Consider the following 22,774-nt stretch of genomic DNA (forward strand, 5'->3'; position numbering starts at 1 on the left):
GTGCGTGCTCTGGTGATCGACGACTCCCGCGCGATGCGCCGGATCGTCTCCGGGATCCTCACCGGTCTCGGCTACGAGGTCCGGGACGCCGGCCACGGCCGGGAGGGCCTCGACGTCCTCGACGAGGGCTGGCTCCCCGAACTGGTCTGCGTCGACTGGAACATGCCGGTGATGGACGGGCTCCAGTTCGTCTCCGCGGTCCGCTCCAACCCGGCCTGGCGGTCGATCACGATCATGATGGTGACCTCGGAGAGCGAGCACACCCAGATCGTGCGGGCCCTGGCCGCCGGCGCCCACGAGTACGTGATCAAGCCGTTCACCGCCGACGCCATCCGCGACAAGCTCGCGCTGCTCGGCCTGCTCCCCCAGGAGGTTGCGCTGTGACAGCTCTCGACTCGGGCGAGCGCCGCCGCGCGGGTGACGCCCGCCCGGTGATCACCGACCTGATCGACGGGTCGACCATCGAGTCCATCGCGGGCGAGGCCTGGATCGCGCTCGTCGGCGAGGACGAGGTCCTCCTGCCGGTTCCCGGCGAGCTCCCCGCCGACGCGCTGTCCAGCTGGGTCGACGTCGTCGGCCCCTGGACCGGGTCCGTCGTGCTCACCACCGGACGCGGGACGGCGGCCGAGCTCACCCGGGCACTGCTGCGCGAGTCCGCGCCGGCCGAGCTCGAGGACGAGGACGTCACCGACGCGTTCGGCGAGATCGCCAACGTCGTCGGCGGCAACGTGAAGGCGGCCCTCCCCGGGCCGTCGGCCCTGAGCCTGCCCGACGTGGGCGCCGCCCCCGTCGTGCGCAACCCGGCGGACGTGTGCCGCATCGACGTGCTGTGGCGCGGCCAGCCGGTCTCAATCTCCGTGCAGGGCGCGCTCCCGGCCCTGCCGGCCGCCCACTGACCGCCCCTCTGACCCCCCCCAGAACGGAGTGCTCCCGTGAAGATCCTCGTCGCCGACGACAGCCGCGTGATGCGGCAGATCGTCATCCGAACCCTGCGACAGGCGGGCTACGACGACCACGACATCGTCGAGGCCGAGGACGGCGCTGACGCGCTGGCCAAGGTCGGCTCGGAGAAGCCGGACCTGATCCTGTCGGACTGGAACATGCCCAACATGAGCGGCATCGAGTGCCTGCAGGCGCTGCGCTCGTCCGGCTCGACGGTGCCGTTCGGCTTCGTCACCTCGGAAGGCTCCCCGGAGATGCGGTCGAAGGCCGCCGACGCCGGCGCCCTGTTCCTCATCGCCAAGCCGTTCAACGAGGAGACCTTCCAGGAGGCGCTCAGCGGGGTGATCGCATGACCACCGGCACCATCCCGCTGCCGACGCTCAAGGGCGTCCGGGACATGCTCACCGGCCTGGTCGGCAAGCCCGTCAGCGTCGAACCGGGTGACCCGGTCACGCCGGCACCCGACCGCCCGGTCGCGGTGGCCGTGTACGTCGACCCGTACAAGAACGTGAACGCCCTCTGCCTGCTGGACCTGGGTGCCGCGGCGTACACCGGCGGTGCGCTGGCCCTGCTTCCGCCCGGTGGCTGCCAGGACGCCGTCGAGGAGGACGGCGAGCTGACCAGCATGCAGGTCGAGGCGCTGCACGAGGTCGTCAACGTGTTCGCGGCCCTGTTCAACGCCGAGGGTGCACCGCACTCGAAGCTGGACTCGCTGTACGCGCCCGGCGCCGACCTGCCCGGTGACATCGTGGGCATGCTCGCCGCCTTCAACCGCGTCGACGTCGGCATCGACGTGTCCACCTACGGAAAGGGCGCGATCTCCTTCGTCCTGCCATGACATTGCGGTCCTCCGGACCGCACCGCGGCCACGTGCCCTCTCCGGTCGCGTGGAGCCCCACCGTCGTCCCTGCGCGGACCCCTCCGGGGCCCACTCGGGACGACAAGACAGAGGCTGCGACTCGGCCCCACAGACGCCCCCGGACGGCGCGGGACACGTTCCCGCCGTCCGGGGCGCTGTGCTCCTAGGCCGAGATCTGCTCCTGGCCCTCGGCCTCCGTGGGCAGGCACGCCCACACGTGCTTCGCGCCGCCCTGGACGTACCAGCCGTGCGCCACGGCCAGCCGGGCCACCATGTGCAGCCCCATGCCGCCGTGCGCGGGATCGCGGTCGACCGCCGGCGTCGGCTGCTCGTCGGGCGCGTGGTCGCAGACGGCCAGCAGCCATCCGTCGCTGACCGGGCTGACGGTCGCCACGACCGGCGGCTCCCCGTGGCGCAGCGCGTTGGAGGCCAGTTCGTCGAAGGCGAGGACCAGGCGCTCGCCGGAGTCCTCCAGCCCACCGGGCCCGATCCCCGACGCCAGCAGGCGGTTGCGCAGCGCCGAGCGCGCCGCCGGGAGTTCGGCGAGGTCGCCGAGGGTCCAGCGCCACGTCTCGCCGCGCTCGTCCGGCAGCGGCCGTACCGGCCACGACAGACGCCGACCCATGGCACCCCCTCGCACGCTCCCGTCTCCGGACGCATGGGTTCCCCGGCGCGGCGGCGGGAAACCGGCCCGCGTGCACGACCTGCCCCCTCGGCTGAGGCATCGGTCACGAGGGGGGCCTAGTCGGGGTGGCGCAGGAGGTACCGGCCGAAGTGCGGCACCGTGAAGGCGATCTGGCCCCGCTCCGCGGAGTACACCAGACCCTTCTTGATCAGCGAGTCGCGCGCGGGGGAGAGCGACGCCGGCTTGCGACCGAGCGAGACCGCCACCTCCGAGGTGGCCACCGCGGCCCCGTGCGGCCCGCCCAGCTCGGCCATCGCGTGCATGTACTCGCGCTCCGCCGGGGTCGCCCGGTCGTAGCGGGAGCCGAAGAACCCGACGGCGAGCTCCGCCTCGGCCACCGGCGCGGCCATCGCGACGTCGGCGGCGGTGATGGGGGAGGAGGCGGCGACGTCCCAGGTGACCTTGCCGTAGGCCTGCACGAAGTACGGATAGCCGTCCGCCGCCTCGTAGAGGGCGTCGAGCGCGCCCTGCTCGAACTCGACGTCCTCGCGCTCCGCCGGCGCGATCAGCGCCCGGTCCGCCGCCTCGCGCTCCAGCCGGTCGATGCGCAGGTAGCGGAACAGCCGCTCCGAGTAGCTCTTCGAGGCGCTCAGCACCGCCGGCAGGTGGGGGAGCCCTGCGCCGACGACGATCAACGGCGCGCCCTGCTGCGACAGCTCGTGGCACGCGGCGCAGATCGCGGAGACGTCGTCGGGCTGCACGTCCTGCATCTCGTCGATGAACAGCGCGATGCCGCTGCCGATGTCCGCGGCGAGGCCGGCCGCGTCGCTGAGCAGCTCGACCAGGTCGATCTCCATGTCGCCGGAGTCGGCCCGGCCGACCGCCGCCGGGACGTCGATGCCCGGCTGCCAGCGGTCGCGCACCTTGGCATCGGCCGGCGCCACCCGGGAGGCGAAGGCCTTGACCACGCCCAGCACCTCGGCGACCGACTCCTGGTCGCCGTGCCGGGGGCCCAGCTCGCGCAGCGCCATGTGCAGCGCCGAGGACACCGGCCGGCGCAGCGACTGGTCGGGCCGGGCCTCGATCTTCCCGGTGCCCCAGCCCCGCGAGATCGCCGCCGACCGCAGCTGGTTGAGCAGCACCGTCTTCCCGACGCCGCGCAGCCCGGTGAGCACCAGCGAGCGCTCCGGGCGCCCGCGGGCGATGCGCTCGAGGACGACGTCGAACGCCGACAGCTCGTCGTCCCGGCCGGCCAGCTCGGGTGGCCGCTGGCCGGCGCCCGGCGCGTAGGGGTTCCGCACGGGATCCATGTCGAGCACCGTATGGCGTCGTCTAGCCGTTTCCGTAGACATCGGTAGAACCAGCTAGCGCGTGTCGCGAGTGACATCTGGGGCCGTCTAGCGGAACTGCTAGACGCCGGAAGACGGCCGGAGATCCCGCGCGCGGGCGGTGCGCGGCGCTAGCGTCGGGAGCGTGATCAAGTTCCTGCTGAAGGTGGTCATCCTCGGGGCGGCCTTCTACGGCCTCGCGTACTTCGACGTGCTGCCCGGGATGGAGATCGACGCGAACCCGGACGGGCCGCTCGGCGAGTACAGCACCTACCTGTGGCTCGGCCTGCTCTTCGGGGTCGTGAACGCGATCGTCGGCCCGGTCCTCCGGCTGCTGTCGCTGCCGTTCATCGTGCTCACCCTGGGCCTGTTCCTGCTCGTCGTGAACTCGGCGCTGCTCGGCCTGACCGCCGCGCTCTCCGACCGGCTCACGATCGACGACTGGGGCACCGCGATCCTCGGCGGGCTCATCCTCGCCGTGGCCGGCTGGGTCGCCGACCAGCTCCTCGACCGTTAGGCCGGCCGTCCGGCCGGGGGCGGCCGGCAGCAGTAGCGTCCGGGACATGGCGAGCACCCCCGCCTCCTCGAGCGACCTGGCCGCGCTGGAGGCCGCCCGCGAGGAGAAGCGGACCCTGCTCGAGGAGGCCGCCCGGCAGGCGGTCGCCCGCCTCGACCCGGAGTCCGGCTACCCGGACGGCTGCACCGCCGACGACGTCCCGGCCCTGCTGCGGCGCTACTACTGGAGCGCACCGGCCGCCGAGGTCCGGGAACGCGCACCGGACCTGCTCGCCCAGCTCGCCCTGGGCCACATGGCCGCCGCCCGCATCCGGCCACCGGGCGCCGCGCTGGTCGACGTCGTCCACGCTCCCGACGGCGTGGCCGTGGTCCGCCTCGCGACCGACGACATGCCCCACCTCGTGGACTCGGTGACCGCCGAGGTCGTGCGCCAGGGCTTCGTCATCGCCCACGTCATCCACCCGGTCATCGTGGTGCGCCGCGACCTGCGCGGCCGGCTCCTGTCGTTCTGCGACGCCTCGTCGGCCGCCGACTGCGGACCGGACGCCCTGGCCGAGTCCTGGATGGCGCTGGTCCTCGACGGTCCGCTGGACGGCGAGGCGATCACCGACCTCGTCACGGGGCTGCGCACCGTGCTCGACGACGTCCGCGCCGTCGACGAGGACACCGAGCGGCTGCGCACCCGGCTGCTCGACCTCGCGGCGGCGCTGGAGGGCACCCAGGCCGCAGGGACGGCGGATGTCGCCGACCCCGCGGACGACCCGGACGAGGCGGCCGCGCTGCTGCGCTGGCTGGCCGACGGCAACTTCCTCCTGCTCGGCGCCCGGGACGTCGACCTGGAGCGGCCGGGCGGCGGTGACGGGCGGGCTCGCGCCGTGGCCGGCAGCGGCCTGGGGGTGCTGCGCAGCGACATCGACCTGAGCGCCGGCTCGCCCGCCCCCGAGGGTGCCGACGTCCGCGGCGGCCACCTGCTCACCGTCACCAAGGCCGACCTGCGCTCCTCGGTGCACCGCCGGACCTGGCTGGACCTCGTCGTGCTCACCCTGCCCCGCCCCGATGGTAGGGGCGTCCGGGAGCACCGGTTCGTCGGGCTCTTCCCCTCGACGGCCGCCAGCACCAGGGTGCTGGACGTGCCCGTCGTCCGCCGTCGCGCGGCCGGGGTCATCGCCCGGTCGGGGGTGCCGGCGGAGAGCCACACCGGCAAGGAGCTGCTGGAGATCCTGGAGACCTATCCCCGGGACGAGCTGTTCCAGGTCGGCACCGACGAGCTCCTGCCCGTGGTCGACGCCGTCCTGGAACTGCAGGAGCGCCGGCAGACCCGGCTCTTCCTCCGCCGCGACCCCACCGGCCGGTTCTGGTCGGCCGTCGTCTACCTTCCGCGCGACCGGTACACCACCGCCGTGCGGCTGGCCATGCAGCGGCTGCTGCTGGAGCACCTGGGCGGGCGGAGCATCGAGTACACGGCGCGGTCCACGGAGTCGGTGCTGGCCCGGCTGCACTTCGTCGTGCGGCTGCAGAGCGGCCGGAACGGCCGTACGGCCCCGGCCCGCGTCGACGTCGCGGCACTGCAGGCCGAGCTCGCCGCGGCCGCCCGCAGCTGGACCGACGACCTGTCCGATGCGCTCGACGAGCGCCACGGAGCCGAGGGGGAGCGGCTGTTCGCCCGCGTCGCCGACGCGTTCCCCGCGGCCTACCAGGAGGACTTCCCGGCCGAGCGGGCCGTCGACGACCTCGCCCGGCTCGACGCGCTGGCCGACGGCGAGCTGTCGCTGCAGCTCTGGACGCCGAAGGGCGCCGCGCCCGGCGAGCGGCGGCTGACCGTCTACCGCGTCGGGGAGCGGCTGCTGCTGTCGGAGGTGCTGCCCCTGCTGCAGCACATGGGTGTCTCCGTCGTCGACGAGCGGCCCTACGAGATCGACCGGATCGGCAGCCCGCTGTCGTGGATCTACGACTTCGGCCTCACCCTCGCCCCGACGGTCCCGCAGGCCGAGCTCCCGCTGCTGCGCTCGCTGCCGGAGCGGTTCACCGACGCCCTGGACGCGGTCTGGCGCGGCGAGGCCGAGGACGACGGGCTCGGCGCGCTGGTCCTCCTGGCCGGGCTGAACTGGCGGCAGGTCGGCGTCGTCCGGGCCTACGTGCAGTGGCTGCGCCAGGCGGGCCTGCCGTTCAGCCAGGCCTACGTGGAGTCGACCCTCGCCGACCACCCCGACGTCGTCGCCCGCATGGTCGCGCTCTTCGAGGCGCGTTTCTCGCCCCGCAGCACCGGCCGCGAGGAGCGCCAAGCGGTGCTCACCGAGTCGCTGCGGCAGTCCATCGGCGAGGTCGCCTCGCTCGACGCCGACCGCGTGCTCTCCTCCCTCCTCGCGGCGATCACTGCGACCCAGCGGACGACGTACTACGCGATGTCCTCCCCGCCGTACCCGGCGCTGGCGCTCAAGCTCGACCCCTCCGTGGTGCCGGACCTGCCCGAGCCGCGGCCCCTCCACGAGGTGTGGGTGAGCTCCCCCCGCGTGATGGGCGTGCACCTGCGCTTCGGCAAGGTCGCCCGCGGCGGCCTGCGCTGGTCCGACCGCCGGGAGGACCTGCGCACCGAGGTGCTCGGCCTGGTGAAGGCGCAGATGGTCAAGAACACGGTGATCGTGCCGACCGGCGCCAAGGGCGGCTTCGTGGTGAAGCAGCCGCCGGCGGACCCCTCTCGGGAGGCCCAGCAGGCCGAGGGGCAGGCCTGCTACAAGATCTTCATCGGGGCGCTGCTCGCGCTCACCGACAACCTCGCCGACGGCGCCGTCGTCCCGGCGGAGAAGGTCGTCCGGCACGACGGGGACGACACCTACCTCGTCGTCGCCGCCGACAAGGGGACGGCGACCTTCTCCGACCTGGCGAACTCGATCGCGCTGGAGCGGGGCTACTGGCTGGGTGATGCCTTCGCCTCGGGCGGCTCGGTCGGCTACGACCACAAGGCGATGGGCATCACCGCCCGCGGCGCCTGGGAGTCGGTCACCCGGCACTTCCGCGAACTGGGCGTCGACGTGCAGGCGGAAGACGTCACCGTCGTCGGCATCGGGGACATGTCCGGTGACGTGTTCGGCAACGGGATGCTGCTGTCCGAGCACATCCGGCTGGTCGCCGCCTTCGACCACCGGCACGTCTTCGTCGACCCGTCACCGGACGCGGCGTCGTCCTTCGCCGAGCGGAGGCGGCTGTTCGAGCTGCCGCGCTCGTCGTGGGCGGACTACGACCCCGCCCTGATCAGCGCCGGCGGCGGGGTGTGGGAGCGGACGGCGAAGTGGGTACCGGTGTCGGACCAGATGCGCGAGGCGCTCGGGCTGGCCGGCGAGGTGACGGCGCTGAGCCCGGAGGAGCTGATCCGGGCGATCCTGCTGGCGCCGGTCGACCTGCTGTTCAACGGGGGCATCGGCACCTACGTGAAGGCCTCGGGGGAGAGCGCCGCCGACGTAGGTGACAAGGCCAACGACGCCGTCCGCGTGGACGGCGGGCAGCTCCGGGTCCGGGTCGTCGGCGAGGGCGGCAACCTGGGGTTCACCCAGCGCGGCCGGATCGAGTACGCGTTGACCGGCGGGAAGATCAACACCGACGCCATCGACAACTCGGCCGGCGTGGACACCTCCGACCACGAGGTGAACATCAAGATCGCCCTCAACGCGGTGGTGGACGGCGGCGGCCTCGACCCGGAGGGCCGGGCCGCGCTGCTGGAGGAGATGACCGACGAGGTCGCGGACGCCGTCCTCACCGACAACCACGCGCAGAACGCCACGCTGGCGGGGGAGACGACGACCGCGCGCCAGCTCCTCGACGCGCACGAGCGGTTCATGCGCGCGCTGGAGCGCTCCGGCCGGCTGCAACGCGCGGTCGAGGCCCTGCCCGACGAGCGCCAGCTGGCCGAGCGCCGCCGCGACGGGCACGGGCTCACCGGGCCGGAGCTGTCGGTGCTGCTCGCCTACGCCAAGCTCGACACCGAGGCCGCGGTGCTGGGTTCGTCGCTGCCCGACGATCCGACCTTCGAGCCGCTGCTGCGGCAGTACTTCCCCCGGCCGCTGCAGGAGCGGTTCGCCGACGCGCTCGCCGGCCACCCGCTGCGCCGGGAGATCGTCGCGACCGCCCTGACCAACAGGTCGGTGAACGTCGCCGGCGTGACCGGGCTGTTCCGGCTGGCGGAGGAGACCGGCGTCTCGCCGGCGACCGTCGTGCGGGCGCACGCGATCGCCCGGGCGGTCTTCGACGTCGACCGGCTGTGGGACGCCGCCCGCCCGCTGGACAACCGGGTCCCCGCGGCCGTGCAGATGGAGCTGCGTGGCGAGGCCAGCCGGCTGGCCGAGCGGGCGACGCGCTGGCTGCTCCGGCAGCAGGACGTCACGGCAGAGCCGCCGCAGCCGGTGACCAGCGTGACGGACCGGTTCGCCGCACCGGTCGCGGCGGTGCGGGCCGGGTTGCCGGACTGGCTGCTCGGCCAGGAGGCCGCGGCCTTCGCCGGACGGGCGGGCCGGCTGCGCGACGCCGGGGTGCCCGACGGGCTGGCCGCCGAGGTGGCCGCCGCGCCGCTGCTGCCCGCGGCGCTCGACCTTGCCGTCATCACCGAGCGGACCGGCGCACCCGTCGAGCTCGCCGCGCGGGTGATGCAGTGCCTGGCCGAGCGCCTGGGCCTGGTCGGCCTGCGCGACCTCATCACCGCGCTCCCGCGCGACCGGCGCTGGCCCTCGATGGCGCGGGCCTCGCTGCGCGACGACCTCGCCCAGGAGCAGTCCTCGCTCACCGAGGACGTCCTCGGGCTGCGCAGCGCGGACACCGACGACCCGCGTGCGCTCGTCGCCGCGTGGGAGGAGGCCTGGGACGGTGCCCAGCAGCGCGCCGCCGCCCAGCTCGCCGACATCCTCGGCGGGGACCGGTACGAGCTGGCCGAGCTGCTGGTCGCCGTCCGCACGCTGCGCGGCCTGCGTCGCCGTCGCCAGGCCCGCCGCCTCCCCCGCCCCGCCGAGACGTAGCCCTCCGCCTCACGAGATCTGCACACTCGGGGCTCTCAGCGCGTCGAGAGCCCCGAGTGTGCAGATCTCGTGTGTGGGCACGTGTGGGAGGAACCCTCCTGGCCACCGACCCGAGGACCGTTGCCGTGCCCTTGCGCCCCATCGTCCGCACCGACGGATACCTGCCGATCGAGGACCACGGACTGATCGGGGACGGCGCGACCGCCGCGCTCGTGGGGCGGGACGGCAGCATCCCCTGGTTCTGCCTGCCCGACTTCGACAGCCGGCCGTTCGTCGCCGGCCTGCTGGACGCCGAGCGCGGCGGCAGCCTCGACGTCACCCCCGTCGGGCTCACCGCCTCCGCCCAGCGCTACCTGCCCGACACCGGGGTGCTGGTCACCGAGCTGCAGGGCCCCGACGGCCGCCTGGAGCTGACCGACTGCCTGACGCTCCGGTCGGGAGCCGACCTGGGGGAGCAGGTGGCGGCCGGTCGCGGTGAGCTGCTGCGCACGGCGCGGGTGGTGTCCGGGACCGTCGAGGTGGACGTGCGGCTGCGGCCGCTGGACGCCCTGCAGTACCGGCAGGAGCTGGGGGCGTGGCGGCTGCACTGGCCGGCCCAGCCCGAGCGCGAGCTGTACCTGTGGTGCTCGCACGACATCGAGCCGAGCCGCGACGGCAGCCTGGGCGGGCGGGTCACCCTGAGCCAGGGTGACCTGCTGATCCTCACGCTGCACTGGTCGGGCCAGACCCACCTGCTGGCCCGGACCGCTCCCCAGCGGCTGATCGACCAGACGGCGGCCGCCTGGCGGGACTGGGCCGAGCACATCGACTACGACGGCCCGCAGCGCGACCTCGTCCGGCGGTCGGCGGTGACCCTCAAGCTGCTGGACCACGCGTCGACCGGGGCGGTCATGGCCGCCGCCACCTCGTCGCTGCCGGAGGAGATCGGCGGCGTCCGCAACTGGGACTACCGCTACACCTGGGTGCGCGATGCGGCCTTCACCACCTACGCGCTGCGCCGGATCGGCATGCGCCAGGAGGCCGATTCGTTCCTCGCCTGGACGCTGCGCAACGTCGAGCGCGATGAGCGGACGAGCATCGTCTACACCCTCGACGGGCAGCGGCCCGGACTGGAGTGGCAGGACCTCGCCCTGTCGGGCTACCGCAGGTCGGGTCCGGTCCGCTGGGGCAACGGCGCCGCCCGGCAGGTCCAGCACGACGTCTACGGCGAGCTGCTGGACGTCGCCTACCAGTGGGCGCGCGGCGGAGGCCAGGTGAACGAGCCGCTCTGGCGGGCGCTGAGCGCCCTCACCGAGCAGGCGATCGGCAACTGGCGGACGCCGGACAACGGGATCTGGGAGATCCGGGACACCGGCCGGCCCTTCACCTACTCGGTGGCGATGTGCCACGTCGCGGTGGACCGGGCGGTGCAGATCGCCGAGCTGTGCGGCCTGCCGCACCCTGCTGAGCGGTGGCGGCGGGAGGCGGACCGGATCCGGACGGCGGTGCTGGAGGAGGCCTGGGACCCCGAACGGGAGACGTTCACCGAGCACCTCACGCCACCCGGCGAGGTCGACCGCGGTGGCCTGGACGGCTCGCTGCTCACCCTGCCGCTGCGCCGGCTCGTCCGGGCCGACGACCCGCGGATGGTCGCCACCACCGAGGCGGTCCGCCGGCACCTCGACGCCGGCGACGGGCTGCTCTACCGCTACCTGCACACCGACTCGCCGGACGGGCTGCCCGGCCAGGAGGGCGCCTTCCTGCTGTGCAGCTTCTGGCTGGTCGACAACCTCGCCGGCCAGGGCAAGCTGGACGAGGCGCACGAGCTGTACGACTCGCTGTGCGGCCGCGCGAACGACCTGGGGCTGCTCGCCGAGGAGATCGATCCGGGCACGGGCGCCTTCCTCGGCAACTTCCCGCAGGCGTTCAGCCACGTCGGGGTGGTCACCAGCGGGTGGAACCTGGCCCGGGCCGCCGCGACCAGGAAGGCAAAACGATGACCCGCTCGCTCGTCGTCCTCGGGGGTACCGGCGACCTCGCCGGACGGCTGCTGCTCCCCGGCCTCGCGGAGCTCGAGGACGCCGGGAAGCTGCCCGACGACCTCGTCGTCGTCGCCGTCGGCACCCGCGACAGGTCCGACGAGGACTACCGCGGGTGGGCCCGGGACCGGCTGGCCGAGCACGCCGACCGGGTGCCCGAGACGGCCCGGGACGCCCTGGTCGCGCGGCTGTCCTTCGAGCAGGGCGACGTGACGCGGCCGGAGGACCTGCGGCGCGCGCTCGACCGGGCGGGAGGCTCGCCCGTCGTCTACCTGGCGCTGCCCAACACGATCTTCCTGCCGACCCTGGAGGCGCTCGAGGAGGCCGGGCTGCCCGACGGCACCGTCATCGCCGTCGAGAAGCCGTTCGGCCGTGATCTCGCCGACGCCCGCCGGCTCAACGAGGTGCTGCACCGGCTGGTGCCCGAGGACCGGGTGTTCCGCACCGATCACTTCCTCGCCATGCAGACCGTGCTCAACATCCTGGGGCTCCGCTTCGCCAACCGGCTGTTCGAGCCGGTGTGGAACGCCGCCCACGTCGAGCGGGTGGAGATCGTGTTCGACGAGAGCCTCGGCCTGGAGGGTCGCGCCGGCTACTACGACTCCGCGGGCGCGCTGCGCGACATGCTGCAGAACCACCTGCTGCAGCAGCTCGCCCTGATCGCGATGGAGCCACCCACGGCGATCGACGCCCGCAGCCTGTCGGCCCGGAAGGCCGACGTGCTCCGCGCCGTCCGGCCACCTGCGGACATGGCCCGCCACACGGTGCGGGCCCGGTACACCGCCGGCACCGTCGACGGGCGGGATCTCCCCGACTACGTCGACGAGGACGGCGTGCAGCCCGACCGGGGCACCGAGACCTACGCCGAGTACACGGTCACCGTCGAGAACTGGCGCTGGGCGGGTGTGCCGTTCTGGCTGCGCACCGGCAAGGCGCTGGGCAGCGACCGGCAGGAGATCGCGATCCACTTCAAGCCGGTGCCGCACCTGCCCTTCGGGGGCAGCGAGCCGCAGCCCGACGTGCTCCGGCTGCGCTTCGACCCGGACGGCATCGCCCTCGAGCTCAACCTCAACGGCGCCGACGACCCCTTCGAGCTCGAGCGTCGCTCCCTCGACATGGCCCTGGCCCCGCAGCGCCTGTCGGCCTACGGGCTGCTGCTGCAGGAGATGCTCACCGGCCGCGCGACCCTGTCGATCAGCGACGTCGAGGCCGAGGAGAGCTGGCGGATCGTCGAGCCGATCCTCGCTGCCTGGGCCGCCGACGACGTGCCGCTGCTCGAGTACCCGGCCGGCTCCGACGGGCCGTCTCGGCCGGTATGACGCCGTCTACCACCTGTCCTAGAGAGCCGTAGACGAGGCCAGACGCGTGGCCCGCGCCGGGGCAGGGAACGATGGACGGCGATGAACGACGACCAGGACGGACCCACCTTCGACGCGCTCGGCCTCCGACCCGAGCTGCTGCACGCCCTCGGCACCCTCGGCTACGAGGAGCCCACCCCCATCCAGCTCGAGGCGATCCCCCTGCTCGTCGGGGGCGGCGACCTGCTCGGGCAGGCGGCGACGGGCACCGGCAAGACCGCCGCGTTCGCGCTGCCCGTCCTCCAGCGGCTCGAGGCGCACCGTTCCGGCGGGTCCCCCGTCGCGCTGGTGCTGGTGCCGACCCGGGAGCTGGCCGTCCAGGTGTCGGAGGCGTTCCACCGCTACGGCAAAGACCTCGGCGCGCGGGTGCTGCCGGTCTACGGCGGCGCCCCGATCGTGCGCCAGCTCCGCTCGCTCCAGGCGGGTGTCGACGTCGTCGTCGCCACGCCCGGCCGGGCGCTGGACCTGCTGAACCGCGGCAGCCTGCGGCTGGACGAGGTCGCCACCGTGGTGCTCGACGAGGCCGACGAGATGCTCGACATGGGCTTCGCCGAGGACCTCGAGGCGATCCTGGACGAGACCCCGGAGCAGCGGCAGACGGTGCTCTTCTCGGCGACGATGCCGCGGCGGCTGGACGCGCTGGCCCGCCGGCACCTGCGCGACCCGGCCCGGATCTCGATCGCCAGGGAGCAGGCGCCGGCGGGGGAGGCGCCGCGGGTGCGGCAGACCGCCTACGTCGTCCCCCGCGGGGCCAAGCCCGCGGCGCTCGGCCGGATCCTCGACATCGAGGCGCCGACGGCGGCGATCGTCTTCTGCCGCACGCGCGAGGAGGTCGACAGCCTCACCGAGACGCTCAACGGCCGGGGGTACCGGGCCGAGCCGCTGCACGGCGGGATGAGCCAGGAGCAGCGGGACAAGGTGATGAGCCGGCTGCGCAGCGGGACGGCGGACCTTCTCGTGGCCACCGACGTCGCAGCACGCGGACTGGACATCGAGCAGCTGACCCACGTGGTCAACTACGACGTCCCGTCGGCTCCCGAGTCGTACGTGCACCGCATCGGCCGGGTGGGCCGTGCCGGCCGCGAGGGCGTGGCGATCACGCTGGCCGAGCCGCGCGAGCACCGGATGCTCAAGACGATCGAGAAGGTCGCCGGGTCGCCGATCCCGGTGCAGACGGTGCCCACCGTCGCCGATCTGCGGGCCCGCCGCCTGGACCTCACCCGCGCCGCCCTGCGCGAGAGCCTGCTCGGGGACGAGCTGGACAGGTTCCGGGTCGTCGTGGAGACGCTGGCCGACGAGTTCGACCTCATGGAGGTCGCGCTCGCCGCGGTCAAGCTGGCGCACGAGGCCGCCGGTGGCACGGACGACGACGAGGAGATCCCGCAGGTCTCCTTCCGCCCCGACTCCGGCAAGCGGACCGACGCGCGGGGCGCCGGCCGGGAGACCGGTCGGCCGCGCAGGAGCCCCGGTGGCCCGACGGCGCGGGTGTTCGTCGGTCTCGGCCGGGAGGCCGGCGTCCGGCCGGGCGACCTGGTCGGCGCGATCACGGGGGAGACCGAGCTGCGCGGCAAGGACATCGGCTCGATCGAGATCCACCAGCGGTTCGCGCTGGTGGAGGTGCCGGAGTCCGCGGCCGACGACGTGGTCCGGTCGCTGCGGGCCACGATGATCAGGGGCCGCAAGGCGACCGTCCGCCGCGACCGCACCTGACGGCAGCCTGTTCGCCTGCTTCCAGGGCTCGCTGGGGCTGATCTTCGGCAGCGCGACCACCCGGGCGCTGGAGGAGGCGGGGGCGCACGCCGGCACCGGGTCGGCCTTCCTCGGCTTCCTGCAGTACCTGCTCGCCGCCCGCGTCTCGCCGCTGGTCGGCATCGCCGGTGAGCAGACCGCCGTCCCGATGGGCGTGGCCACGCTGGCCTCGGTCGTGCTGGCGGTGCTCGCCTTCACGCTGATCGGCCGGGGCACCCGGGTCCCGGAGACGGTGCCCGCGGCACCCGCTCCCGTCCTGGTCCCGGCCGGCTAGCTCGGGTCGCGGCGGCGGAGCCGGACGGCGACGAGTGCGACGTCGTCGTCCGGCCGGCCCTGGACCAGGCGCTCGAGCAACTCGTCGAGGAGCTCCTCGAGCGGCAGGTCCGCCAGCTCGACCAGCGCGTCCCGCAGCCGAGCCACCCCCGCGTCGAGGTCGGCGTCGCGGCGCTCCACCAGGCCGTCGGTGTAGAGCAGCACTGTCGAGCCGTGGTCGAGGGTCACGACCGACTCCCGGCGCTGGGCGCCGGCGTCGACACCGAGCATGAGGTCGCCCACCCACGGGGCCAGCTCGGCGACGGTCCCGTCCGGGTTCAGCAGCAGCGGCGGGAGGTGCCCGGCGTTGGCCCAGCGCATCCGGCTCACGCCGCGCCGGCGCTCCTCCGCCGTCTGCTCGAACCGGGCGACGGCGGCGGTCGCCAGCGTGGCCAGCTGGAGGGTGGCCATGCTGGCGTCCAGGCCGCGCAGGACCTCCACCGGATCGCCGTTGCTGTAGGTGGCGATGCCCCGCAGCAGGCTGCGCAGCTGACCCATCGCCGCGGCGGCCTCGGTGTCGTGGCCGACGACGTCGCCGATGACCAGGATCGCGTCGCCGCTGGGCTGGAGGAACGCGTCGTACCAGTCCCCGCCCACCCGCGCGGCCTCTGCGGCCGGCAGGTACCGCACCGCGATCTCGCTGTGCTCGGGCTCGGGCGGCTCGGTCAGCAGGCTGCGCTGCAGCCCCTCGGCGAGCTGCTGCTGGGCGCTGAACAGCCGCGCGTTGTCCCAGGCCAGCCCGGCCCGGTCCGCGACGTCCTGGGCGATCGCGACGTCCTCGTCGGTCGGGGCGTGCCCCTCCGCGTAGAAGAGGGTGAGCAGGCCCACGATCCGCCCACGGGCGCGCAGCGGGAGGGCGACCTCGCTGGCCGGGGCCAACAGGCCCAGCAGGTCGCGCGCAGGTCCCGGGGGCAGCAGGTCCAGGACGTCGGTCCCCCGGAAGGTCGCCGCCTCGCCGGTGTGCAGGGCGCGGGCGACCGGCGCGGTCATCGGCATGGCGTCGAGGCGCACCTCGCGGTAGCGCTCCAGGAGCGAGCGCGCGCTGGGGTCCACGTGCCAGCTGCCGACGTCGCGGGGGTGGCCGTCGGCGCCGATCACCGTCACCACGCAGAAGTCCGCCAGGGCCGGCACGACCAGCCGCGGCAGCCGGGCCGTGGCCACCTGGGTGTCGAGGGTGCCGGCGAGCTCCGCGGTGACCTGGGCCAGGATGGCCATCTGCCGGGCCCACCGCTCGGCCCGCTCGTCGGCGGCCCGCCGCTCGGTGACCTCGAGGAAGTAGACCGACAGGCCGTCGGGCGTCGGCCAGGCGCGCAGCTCGTACCAGCCGTCCAGCGGCGCCGGGTAGTAGGCGTCGAAGGAGATCGGCTCCCCGCTGCTGACGGCCTTGCGGTAGCTCTCCTCGAAGACGCTGTTCAGCGCGGCGGGGAAGGCATCCCAGAGCACCTTCCCCAGCAGCTCGTCGCGGCCGTACCCGAGCAGCCGCTCGGCCTCGGCGTTCACGTGGGTGAAGTGCCACTCGCGGTCGAGGGAGTAGAAGCCCGCGGGCATGGCCTCCAGAATCCGGGTGACCCGCGTCGCGGCCTCGCGCTCGCCGGTGGTGTCGTACGCGGCGCCGATCAGGTGGTCGGTGCGGCCGTCGGGGCCGGGGAGGTGGCGGCCGCGGGCGTGGATCCACCGCGTCTCGCCGTCGGGGAGCACGATCCGGTACTCGACGTCGTACTCGCCGGCGGTGTCGACGGCGGACTGCAGCGCTTCCGCGTGCCACCGCGCGTCGTCCGGGTGCACGCGGGCGTTGAACGCGTCCAGCGACTCGGTGAAGGTCGCCGGGTCGTAGCCGAACATCCGCTGCAGCTGCTCGTCCCAGAGCAGGCGTCCGGTGACCGGTTCGTAGTCGAACGTGCCGACCTGGCCGGCCTCCTTCGCCAGCTCCCAGCGCGCCCGCTCGTTCGTGTACTGGCGCTGCAGCGCGGCCAGCCGCTCCGCGACGGAGGCGTCGCCTCCGGGACATGACTCCTCGGCCGGACGGCCGCCGGTGGCGGCGTGCGTCCGGTCAGGGGATCGATCCACGGGTTACCTCTCGTCCAGGGCAGCCGCGCGTGGCTCGTCGCCGCGTTGTTCGGGCGCCGCCGGTACGCAGCAGTTATGTCACGGCCCGAGCGGGGGGCGCAACAGCCGGAGCAGGGAGTTCCGCGTCACGTCGCGGGGACGACCAGGGTGAAGGCGGTGCTGCCGTCGTGTTCCACGTGCAACCCCGCCCGTCTCAGCAGCCTCCGGAGTCGCACCGGGTCGTCGGCTTCCGCGGTCGTGGTGGCGAGCAGCCGGGCGAGCCGACCCTTGTGGGCCTTGTTGAAGTGGCTCACCACCGTGCGCGTGCCGTCCGGCCGCTCGCTGAGCACGTCCACGGTGACCGCGCCGGGCACCGGGGCGAGCGCGGCGTAGGAGCCGCTGCGCAGGTCGACGACGAGGTCGTCGACCGCGCCGAGGACGGGGGTGAGCACCGGCTTCCACAGGCTGCGCAGGGTGGGCAGCCCGGGCAGGGCGGAGGTCGCGGAGAGCCGGTAGGCCGGGATCGGGTCGCCGGCCCGCACCAGCCCGAACAGCGCCGAGCCGACGGCGAGCCGCCGCTCGGCGCGGGCACGCTGCGCGCGGGTCGTCGAGGCGACGTCCAGGGCGTCGTAGAGGACGCCGGTGTAGCGCTCGATCGCCGGCCGGGTGGGGCTGGTCCACAGCGCGGCGTTGCGGGCGATCTCGTCGTCCTGCTTCGGCGACAGCCCGAGGGCGGCCCGGGACGAGGGGACGTCGTCGGCGAGCTTCACCAGGGTCTCGACCAGCTCGGTGCGCACGCCGGTGAGCTCGGGTGCGGTGAGCGCGGTCAGGTCGAGCGGGGCGCCGTCCCCGCCCGGGGCCTTGGTCTCCGACGGCGGCAGGAGAACCAGCACGGCCTACTCCCCGAGGTCCACGATCACGGGGGCGTGGTCGCTGGCGCCCTTGCCCTTGCGCTCCTCGCGGTCGATCCGGGCGTCGACCACCCGCCGCTGGAAGGCCGGGTTGCCGAGCACGAAGTCGATCCGCATGCCCTCGCGGCGCGGGAAGCGCAGCTGCGTGTAGTCCCAGTAGGTGTAGACGCCCGGGCCGGGGGCGTAGGGCCGGACGACATCGGCGTACCCGGCGTCGACGACGCGTGCGAACGCCGCGCGCTCGGCCGGCGAGACGTGCGTGGAGTGGGTGAAGACCGACATGTCCCAGACGTCGTCGTCCTGTGGCGCGATGTTCCAGTCGCCGACCAGCGCCGTGGGCAGCTCGGGCCGCTCGGCCAGCCAGCGCGACGCCGCCGTCCGCAACGCGTCGAGCCACGCCAGCTTGTAGTCCAGGTGCGGGTCGGCCAGCGCGCGGCCGTTGGGCACGTAGAGGCTCCACACCCGGACGCCGGCGCAGGTGGCTCCGATGGCCCGCGCCTCCGGCGTCGGGTCCAGCCCCTCCTTCGACGACCAGGAGGGCATGCCGTCGAAGCCGATCTCGACGTCGTCGATGCCCACCCGGGACAGGATCGCGACGCCGTTCCACTGCGAGTGGCCGACATGCGCGACCTCGTACCCCAGGGCGCTGAAGACCATCTCCGGGAACTGGTCGTCGCGGCACTTGGTCTCCTGCAGGGCCAGCACGTCGACGTCGTGCCGCTGCAGGAAGGCGGCCACGCGGTCGGCCCGGGTACGGATCGAGTTCACGTTCCAGGTCGCCAGGCGCATGGCGACCGACCCTACTTACAGCTGGACGGGGACCTCGCCCCTGGCGGCCATCCGGGCGCGCAGCCGCTCGCGGCTCTCCACGAACTTGGTCGCCTGCGCGTCGAGACCGGTCAGGAAGGCCGCCAGCTCCTCGCGGGCCCGCTCGCCCTCGGGCCCGAGATCGCTGCGCTCGAAGACCTTCCAGGTGCGCAGGATGGGGGCGACGACCTCGTCGTGGTGCAGCCGCAGGTCGTAGATGCCGGCCTTGGCGATGATCGTCGAATTCTTGCGGAAGTTGGCCATGTTCGCGCCGGGCATCTCGAAGGTCATGACCTCCTTCGCCACGGCCTTCATCATCTCGTCCGGGTCGATGTCGAACGCCGCGGTGACGAGGTTCCGGTAGAAGATCATGTGCAGGTTCTCGTCGGTCGCGATGCGGGCGAGCAGCTTGTCGGCGATCGGGTCGCCGGTGGCCCGGCCGGTGTTGCGGTGCGAGACGCGGGTCGCGAGCTCCTGGAACGACACGTAGGCGATCGCCTCGAGCGAGCTCTTGTCGCCGGAGTCGTAGCCGGTGGTCATGTAGTCCATCCGGGCCCGCTCCAGCTCGACCGGGTCGACCCCGCGGGTGACCACCAGGTAGTCGCGAAGCGCGACGCCGTGCCGGCCCTCCTCCGCCGTCCAGCGCCCGACCCACTGCCCCCAGGCGCCGTCGCGGCCGAACCGGGTGGCGATCTCGCGGTGGTAGCTCGGCAGGTTGTCCTCGGTCAGCAGGTTGACGAACATCGCGGCCTTCGCCGTCGCGTCCAGCCGGGACTGCTCGGGCGACCAGTCCTCGCCGCCGAGGAAGGCGAAGTTCCGCCCCTCGTCCCAGGGGACGTAGTCGTGCGGGTGCCACTCCTTGGCCATCCGGATGTGCCGGTCGAGGTTCTCCGCGACCACCGGCTCGAGCTCGATGAGCACCGCGCTCTGCGGATCGGTCCTGGACATCCGTGCACCTCCGGGAATCTGCCTACGCCTACGTAACCTACGGCTCCGTAACCGCCGCCGCGACGCCTCCGGCGTGTCGCCCGCGCGGGGGGTACGCGGCCACCCGGCGGCCGCCGGGCGTCGTCGGCGCCGGTTCGGTGGGACCATGGGTCGGTGACCTCGGAGTGCGCAGCGACGGCCGACCGGTGAGTTCCGCGCCCGCGGCACCGGCCGGACCGCCGTCCGCGGCTCCTCCGCCCCGGTCCGGCAGGCGGCGTGCCGGCAGCCTCCGTGCCGCGCTCGGCTGGACCGTCCTCAACGCCGCCGTCCCCGGTACCGCCTTCCTGGCGGCCGGTCGCCGCGTGCTCGGTGGGGTCGTCCTGGGGCTGTTCCTGCTGCTGGCGGCGGGCGGGCTCTGGCTGGCCACCGGTGGCCAGCGCTCCGCGGTCCGGGCGGCGGTGGACACCGAGTGGCTGCTGTGGATCGTCGGGGGCGTCGGCGTCCTGGCCCTGCTGTGGTGCCTCTCGGTGGTCGCGGGCTACCTGCTCCTCGTCCCCCGCGGCCTCGGTCGCGGCAAGCGCGTCCTCGGCGGCGTGGTGGTCGTGGGGCTGGTCGTGGCAGTCGTCACCCCGGCGGTGGCGGCGGGCCGGATCGGGCTGGTGCAGCGCGACCTCATCGCCGACGTCTTCACCGACGACGGCAGGTCGGCGACCGTCGACGAGGACCGGAACCCGTTCGGCGACAAGGGGCGGGTGAACATCCTCCTGCTCGGCGGCGACGGCGGCGAGGGGCGCGAGGGCGTGCGCACCGACACCGTCATCGTGGCCAGCGTCGACACCGGCGACGGCACGACGACGCTGTTCAGCCTGCCCCGGAACCTCGAGGACCTGCCCTTCCCGGACGACAGCCCGCTCGGCGACCTGTACCCCGACGGCTTCGACGCGGGGTCCGAGAGCGAGAGCCTGCTCAACGCCGTCTACCGCAACGGGCCGGCCATGTACCCCGACGTCCTCGGCGCGACCGACGACGCCGGTGCGGACTTCCTCAAGCTCGGGGTCGGCGAGGCGCTCGGCCTGGAGATCGACTACCACGTGCTGATCAACCTGGAGGGGTTCAGCCGGCTCGTCGACGCGCTCGGCGGCATCACGGTGAACGTCAACTACTGGGTGCCGATCGGCGGCGAGCCCACGCTGGGCGTGCTCCCCGACGACTACATCGCGCCCGGGCCGGACCAGCGCCTGGACGGAGCCACCGCGCTCGCCTTCGCGCGCGGCCGCTTCGGGCTCACCGACTACGACCGCATGGACCGGCAGCGCTGCGCGATCGACGCGATCGTCGACGCCGCCGACCCGATGACGCTGCTGCGCAAGTACCAGGAGATCGCCCGCACAACGAAGGATGTCGTCTCCACCGACATCCCGCGCTCGGTCCTGGACGACCTGGTCGACCTGGCCTTCCTCGTCAAGGACGCCGACATCCGCAGCGTCGTCTTCGACCCTTCGGTGATCGATCCGGCCTATCCGGACTACGACGAGATCCGGCGGATCGTCTTCGCGGCGCTCATGACGCCGGACGGGCCCGACTCGGCCACCCCGCCGCCCGACGACGCCGGGGACGGCGACCCGGTCGGCACGGGCGGGGCCCCGCAGAGCGGTTCCACCGCCACGCCCTCGACGAGCACCACCGAGCCGCCGGTGCGGCCGAGCGACATCGGTGACGCCTGCGCCTACGACCGCGCCCAGGCCGCGGAGGCGCGGGCCGCCGGCAAGCCGCCCACGCGCCGCTGACCCACACCGCGGGTCACATCGCGGCGAGCTGGAGCAGGTTGCCGCAGGTGTCGTCGAGCACCGCCGTCGTGACCGGGCCCATCTCGGTCGGTGGCTGGGTGAAGCGCACCCCGAGCCCGGTCAGCCGGTCGTACTCGGCCTGCACGTCGGCGACGGTGAAGGAGTTGTAGGGGATGCCCTCGGCGACCAGCCCGTCCTTGTACGCCCTGGCGACCGGGTTCTCGTCGGGCTCCAGGACGAGCTCCACGCCGTCGGGCTGCTCGGGCGAGACGACGGTGAGCCAGCGGTGCTCGCCCATCGGGATGTCGTTCTTCTTCACGAAGCCGAGGACGTCGGTGTAGAAGCGCAGGGCCTTCTCCTGGTCGTCGACGAAGACGCTGGTCAGGGTGATCCGCACGGGGTCCTCCTAGGGGTTCGCTCCCGGGGGCGGGGGCTCGGGGTCGAGGCGCCAGCGGTCGGTGATGGCGCGCAGGGGAGAGGTGTCGAGGTCGTGGAACTTGTAGCGGCCCTCCCGCCGGGTCCGGACCAGCCCGGCCCTCTCCAGGACGTCGAGGTGCTGGGAGACGGCCTGGCGGGAGGAGGTGGACCCGTGGCGGGTGATCAGCCGGGTGACGAGCTCGTACAGGGTCTGGCCCGAGCGCTCCTGCAGCTCGTCGAGGAGCGCTCGTCGGGTGGGGTCGGCGAGCGCCTTGAACACGTCGCCCACGACCACGACGATAGGCAAGCAACCGCTTGCCTGACAAGCCCGGGCGGACCGGCGCGGTGCGGGCGCGGGAGGATGTCCGTCGTGGCCACCGTCGACGTCCGTGCGGAGACCGGCGTGGACACCGCGTTGCGTGCCGACCTGCTCGCCTGCTGGACCGACGTGAGCAACGCCGGCGGCGCGGTCGGCTTCGTGCCGCCGGTGACCCCCGACGACGTCGCTCCGGCGCTGGAGCGGCTGGTCGAGGGGGTCGCCTCGGGGCGGGACGTGCTGTGCGTGCTGACCGTGGACGGCGTCCTCGCGGGTTTCGCGGTCCTCGTCGGGTCGTCGTCCCCGCTGCGCCGGCACTGGGCGACGGTCCTGCGGGTGCAGGTGCACCCCTCCCGGCAGGGCACCGGCCTCGGGCGGGCGCTCATGGAGGGCGTCCACCGCATCGCCGTCGGGCGCGGGTGGGAGTTCCTCACGCTCAGCGCGCGCGGGGGCACCGGGGTGGACGGCTTCTACCGGGGCCTCGGCTACACGGAGTTCGGCCGGCTGCCCGGAGCCGTGCGGGTCGCCCCCGGGGACGACCGCGACGAGATCCTGCTGATCCGCCGGCTGCAGGCCCCCGTCCCCGAGCAGCCGCGCGCTCTGGTAGACCCGGGGTCATGACCCCCGGCTCTCCCGACCGCACGCCCGACCACGGCCGCACCCCCGAGCAGGCCAGGGTCCGGCAGATCGCGCTGTTCGTCGTCGGGATCGCCGTCGTCCTGCTGGTCTCGTCGGTAACCTGGTTCGGCAGCGACAGGGCGGGCTGGGGCGTGGCCCAGCTGGTGGTCGCCGTCGTGGTGGCGGTCGTGGGCGCGGTCCTGTACCGGCGGGCCTCGGACGGTCGGGGGCGATAGGT

At 73.8% G+C, this 22,774-nt stretch carries 21 protein-coding genes; 13 read left to right on the forward strand and 8 right to left on the reverse strand.

What is annotated here, in order from left to right; genetic code table 11:
• The 4 genes from A6V29_RS11680 to A6V29_RS11695 are packed head-to-tail and all read left to right on the forward strand — an operon-like array spanning position 1 to position 1,780.
• Positions 1-384 carry a response regulator gene (locus A6V29_RS11680; RefSeq protein WP_137160446.1) on the forward strand — a complete coding sequence of 128 codons (384 nt, stop codon included), beginning with the start codon at positions 1-3 and terminating at the stop codon, positions 382-384.
• A complete protein-coding gene (locus A6V29_RS11685; protein ID WP_137160447.1) occupies positions 381-896 on the forward strand; it encodes a chemotaxis protein CheX in 516 nt (171 codons plus the stop codon). Before A6V29_RS11680 ends, A6V29_RS11685 begins: the two co-directional genes overlap by 4 nt.
• Before the next feature lie 36 nt (positions 897-932).
• A complete protein-coding gene (locus A6V29_RS11690; RefSeq protein ID WP_137160448.1) occupies positions 933-1,295 on the forward strand; it encodes a response regulator in 363 nt (120 codons plus the stop codon).
• Positions 1,292-1,780 carry a hypothetical protein gene (locus A6V29_RS11695; RefSeq protein ID WP_137160449.1) on the forward strand — a complete coding sequence of 163 codons (489 nt, stop codon included), beginning with the start codon at positions 1,292-1,294 and terminating at the stop codon, positions 1,778-1,780. Before A6V29_RS11690 ends, A6V29_RS11695 begins: the two co-directional genes overlap by 4 nt.
• 184 nt (positions 1,781-1,964) lie before the next feature.
• On the opposite strand, the gene A6V29_RS11700 is transcribed toward A6V29_RS11695, so the two are convergent.
• Both A6V29_RS11700 and A6V29_RS11705 read right to left on the reverse strand, forming a co-directional pair.
• The gene (locus tag A6V29_RS11700) at positions 1,965-2,426 is read right to left on the reverse strand and encodes an ATP-binding protein (RefSeq protein ID WP_137160450.1); all 462 of its coding nucleotides are present in this window, start codon (positions 2,424-2,426) and stop codon (positions 1,965-1,967) included.
• Positions 2,427-2,542: 116 nt separating this feature from the next.
• Positions 2,543-3,736: an ATP-binding protein gene (locus A6V29_RS11705; RefSeq protein WP_137160451.1), complete on the reverse strand. Its 1,194-nt coding sequence runs from the start codon at positions 3,734-3,736 to the stop codon at positions 2,543-2,545.
• Between the two features lie 163 nt (positions 3,737-3,899).
• Between A6V29_RS11705 and A6V29_RS11710 the strand changes: the two genes are divergently transcribed.
• The 6 genes from A6V29_RS11710 (at position 3,900) to A6V29_RS21940 (ending at position 14,669) form a co-directional block, all read left to right on the forward strand.
• Entirely contained in the window at positions 3,900-4,271 is a 372-nt protein-coding gene (locus tag A6V29_RS11710) for a phage holin family protein (protein WP_137160452.1), read from the forward strand.
• 46 nt (positions 4,272-4,317) lie between these two features.
• Positions 4,318-9,270 (forward strand): NAD-glutamate dehydrogenase, encoded by a 4,953-nt coding sequence (locus A6V29_RS11715; protein ID WP_212719300.1) that lies wholly within the window; start codon positions 4,318-4,320, stop codon positions 9,268-9,270.
• 125 nt (positions 9,271-9,395) lie between these two features.
• The gene (locus A6V29_RS11720; protein ID WP_137160453.1) at positions 9,396-11,249 is read left to right on the forward strand and encodes a glycoside hydrolase family 15 protein; all 1,854 of its coding nucleotides are present in this window, start codon (positions 9,396-9,398) and stop codon (positions 11,247-11,249) included.
• Positions 11,246-12,607: a glucose-6-phosphate dehydrogenase gene (locus tag A6V29_RS11725; protein ID WP_137160454.1), complete on the forward strand. Its 1,362-nt coding sequence runs from the start codon at positions 11,246-11,248 to the stop codon at positions 12,605-12,607. Before A6V29_RS11720 ends, A6V29_RS11725 begins: the two co-directional genes overlap by 4 nt.
• 81 nt (positions 12,608-12,688) lie before the next feature.
• Positions 12,689-14,356, forward strand: a complete 1,668-nt coding sequence (locus tag A6V29_RS11730) for a DEAD/DEAH box helicase (protein ID WP_137160455.1) — start codon at positions 12,689-12,691, stop codon at positions 14,354-14,356.
• Between the two features lie 187 nt (positions 14,357-14,543).
• Positions 14,544-14,669: a hypothetical protein gene (locus tag A6V29_RS21940; RefSeq protein WP_283956359.1), complete on the forward strand. Its 126-nt coding sequence runs from the start codon at positions 14,544-14,546 to the stop codon at positions 14,667-14,669.
• Here the strand turns inward: A6V29_RS21940 and A6V29_RS11735 are convergent.
• From A6V29_RS11735 to A6V29_RS11750, 4 genes are all read right to left on the reverse strand, one after another.
• Positions 14,666-16,774, reverse strand: a complete 2,109-nt coding sequence (locus A6V29_RS11735) for a SpoIIE family protein phosphatase (RefSeq protein WP_137160456.1) — start codon at positions 16,772-16,774, stop codon at positions 14,666-14,668. The two genes, A6V29_RS21940 and A6V29_RS11735, sit on opposite strands and share 4 nt — an antisense overlap.
• A gap of 125 nt (positions 16,775-16,899) precedes the next feature.
• A complete protein-coding gene (gene yaaA / locus A6V29_RS11740) occupies positions 16,900-17,646 on the reverse strand; it encodes a peroxide stress protein YaaA (RefSeq protein ID WP_137160457.1) in 747 nt (248 codons plus the stop codon).
• 3 nt (positions 17,647-17,649) lie between these two features.
• A complete protein-coding gene (locus tag A6V29_RS11745; RefSeq protein ID WP_137160458.1) occupies positions 17,650-18,453 on the reverse strand; it encodes an exodeoxyribonuclease III in 804 nt (267 codons plus the stop codon).
• A gap of 15 nt (positions 18,454-18,468) precedes the next feature.
• A complete protein-coding gene (locus A6V29_RS11750; protein WP_137160459.1) occupies positions 18,469-19,419 on the reverse strand; it encodes an acyl-ACP desaturase in 951 nt (316 codons plus the stop codon).
• A gap of 185 nt (positions 19,420-19,604) precedes the next feature.
• On the opposite strand from A6V29_RS11750, the gene A6V29_RS11755 reads away from it, so the two are divergent.
• Positions 19,605-21,185, forward strand: a complete 1,581-nt coding sequence (locus tag A6V29_RS11755; protein WP_137160460.1) for an LCP family protein — start codon at positions 19,605-19,607, stop codon at positions 21,183-21,185.
• A gap of 13 nt (positions 21,186-21,198) precedes the next feature.
• Here the strand turns inward: A6V29_RS11755 and A6V29_RS11760 are convergent, their stop codons facing one another.
• Both A6V29_RS11760 and A6V29_RS11765 read right to left on the reverse strand, forming a co-directional pair.
• The gene (locus A6V29_RS11760; protein WP_137160461.1) at positions 21,199-21,582 is read right to left on the reverse strand and encodes a VOC family protein; all 384 of its coding nucleotides are present in this window, start codon (positions 21,580-21,582) and stop codon (positions 21,199-21,201) included.
• Between the two features lie 9 nt (positions 21,583-21,591).
• Positions 21,592-21,891, reverse strand: coding sequence for an ArsR/SmtB family transcription factor (locus tag A6V29_RS11765; protein ID WP_212719302.1), 300 nt, complete (start codon positions 21,889-21,891; stop codon positions 21,592-21,594).
• Between the two features lie 72 nt (positions 21,892-21,963).
• Here A6V29_RS11765 and A6V29_RS11770 point away from each other — a divergent pair, with 72 nt between their 5' ends.
• Together A6V29_RS11770 and A6V29_RS11775 are read left to right on the forward strand one after the other, a co-directional pair.
• Positions 21,964-22,539 carry a GNAT family N-acetyltransferase gene (locus tag A6V29_RS11770; RefSeq protein WP_137160462.1) on the forward strand — a complete coding sequence of 192 codons (576 nt, stop codon included), beginning with the start codon at positions 21,964-21,966 and terminating at the stop codon, positions 22,537-22,539.
• Complete coding sequence (locus tag A6V29_RS11775) at positions 22,536-22,772, forward strand: hypothetical protein (RefSeq protein ID WP_137160463.1); 237 nt, start codon at positions 22,536-22,538, stop codon at positions 22,770-22,772. The genes A6V29_RS11770 and A6V29_RS11775 overlap by 4 nt, the downstream gene beginning before the upstream one ends.
• Positions 22,773-22,774: the final 2 nt, after the last annotated feature.

Source organism: Blastococcus sp. CCUG 61487, assembly GCF_005222955.1.
In the GTDB taxonomy this organism is placed as follows: domain Bacteria; phylum Actinomycetota; class Actinomycetes; order Mycobacteriales; family Geodermatophilaceae; genus Blastococcus.

Bases quoted from the DNA above. Each gene is read 5' to 3' on its own strand.
- A6V29_RS11750 (WP_137160459.1), bottom strand. From the start codon at position 19,419: ATGTCCAGGACCGATCCGCAGAGCGCGGTGCTCATCGAGCTCGAGCCG.
- A6V29_RS11715 (WP_212719300.1), top strand. From the start codon at position 4,318: ATGGCGAGCACCCCCGCCTCCTCGAGCGACCTGGCCGCGCTGGAGGCC.
- A6V29_RS11725 (WP_137160454.1), top strand. From the start codon at position 11,246: ATGACCCGCTCGCTCGTCGTCCTCGGGGGTACCGGCGACCTCGCCGGA.
- A6V29_RS21940 (WP_283956359.1), top strand. From the start codon at position 14,544: ATGGGCGTGGCCACGCTGGCCTCGGTCGTGCTGGCGGTGCTCGCCTTC.
- A6V29_RS11745 (WP_137160458.1), bottom strand. From the start codon at position 18,453: ATGCGCCTGGCGACCTGGAACGTGAACTCGATCCGTACCCGGGCCGAC.
- A6V29_RS11770 (WP_137160462.1), top strand. From the start codon at position 21,964: ATGTCCGTCGTGGCCACCGTCGACGTCCGTGCGGAGACCGGCGTGGAC.
- A6V29_RS11775 (WP_137160463.1), top strand. From the start codon at position 22,536: ATGACCCCCGGCTCTCCCGACCGCACGCCCGACCACGGCCGCACCCCC.
- A6V29_RS11700 (WP_137160450.1), bottom strand. From the start codon at position 2,426: ATGGGTCGGCGTCTGTCGTGGCCGGTACGGCCGCTGCCGGACGAGCGC.
- A6V29_RS11730 (WP_137160455.1), top strand. From the start codon at position 12,689: ATGAACGACGACCAGGACGGACCCACCTTCGACGCGCTCGGCCTCCGA.
- A6V29_RS11705 (WP_137160451.1), bottom strand. From the start codon at position 3,736: ATGGATCCCGTGCGGAACCCCTACGCGCCGGGCGCCGGCCAGCGGCCA.
- A6V29_RS11695 (WP_137160449.1), top strand. From the start codon at position 1,292: ATGACCACCGGCACCATCCCGCTGCCGACGCTCAAGGGCGTCCGGGAC.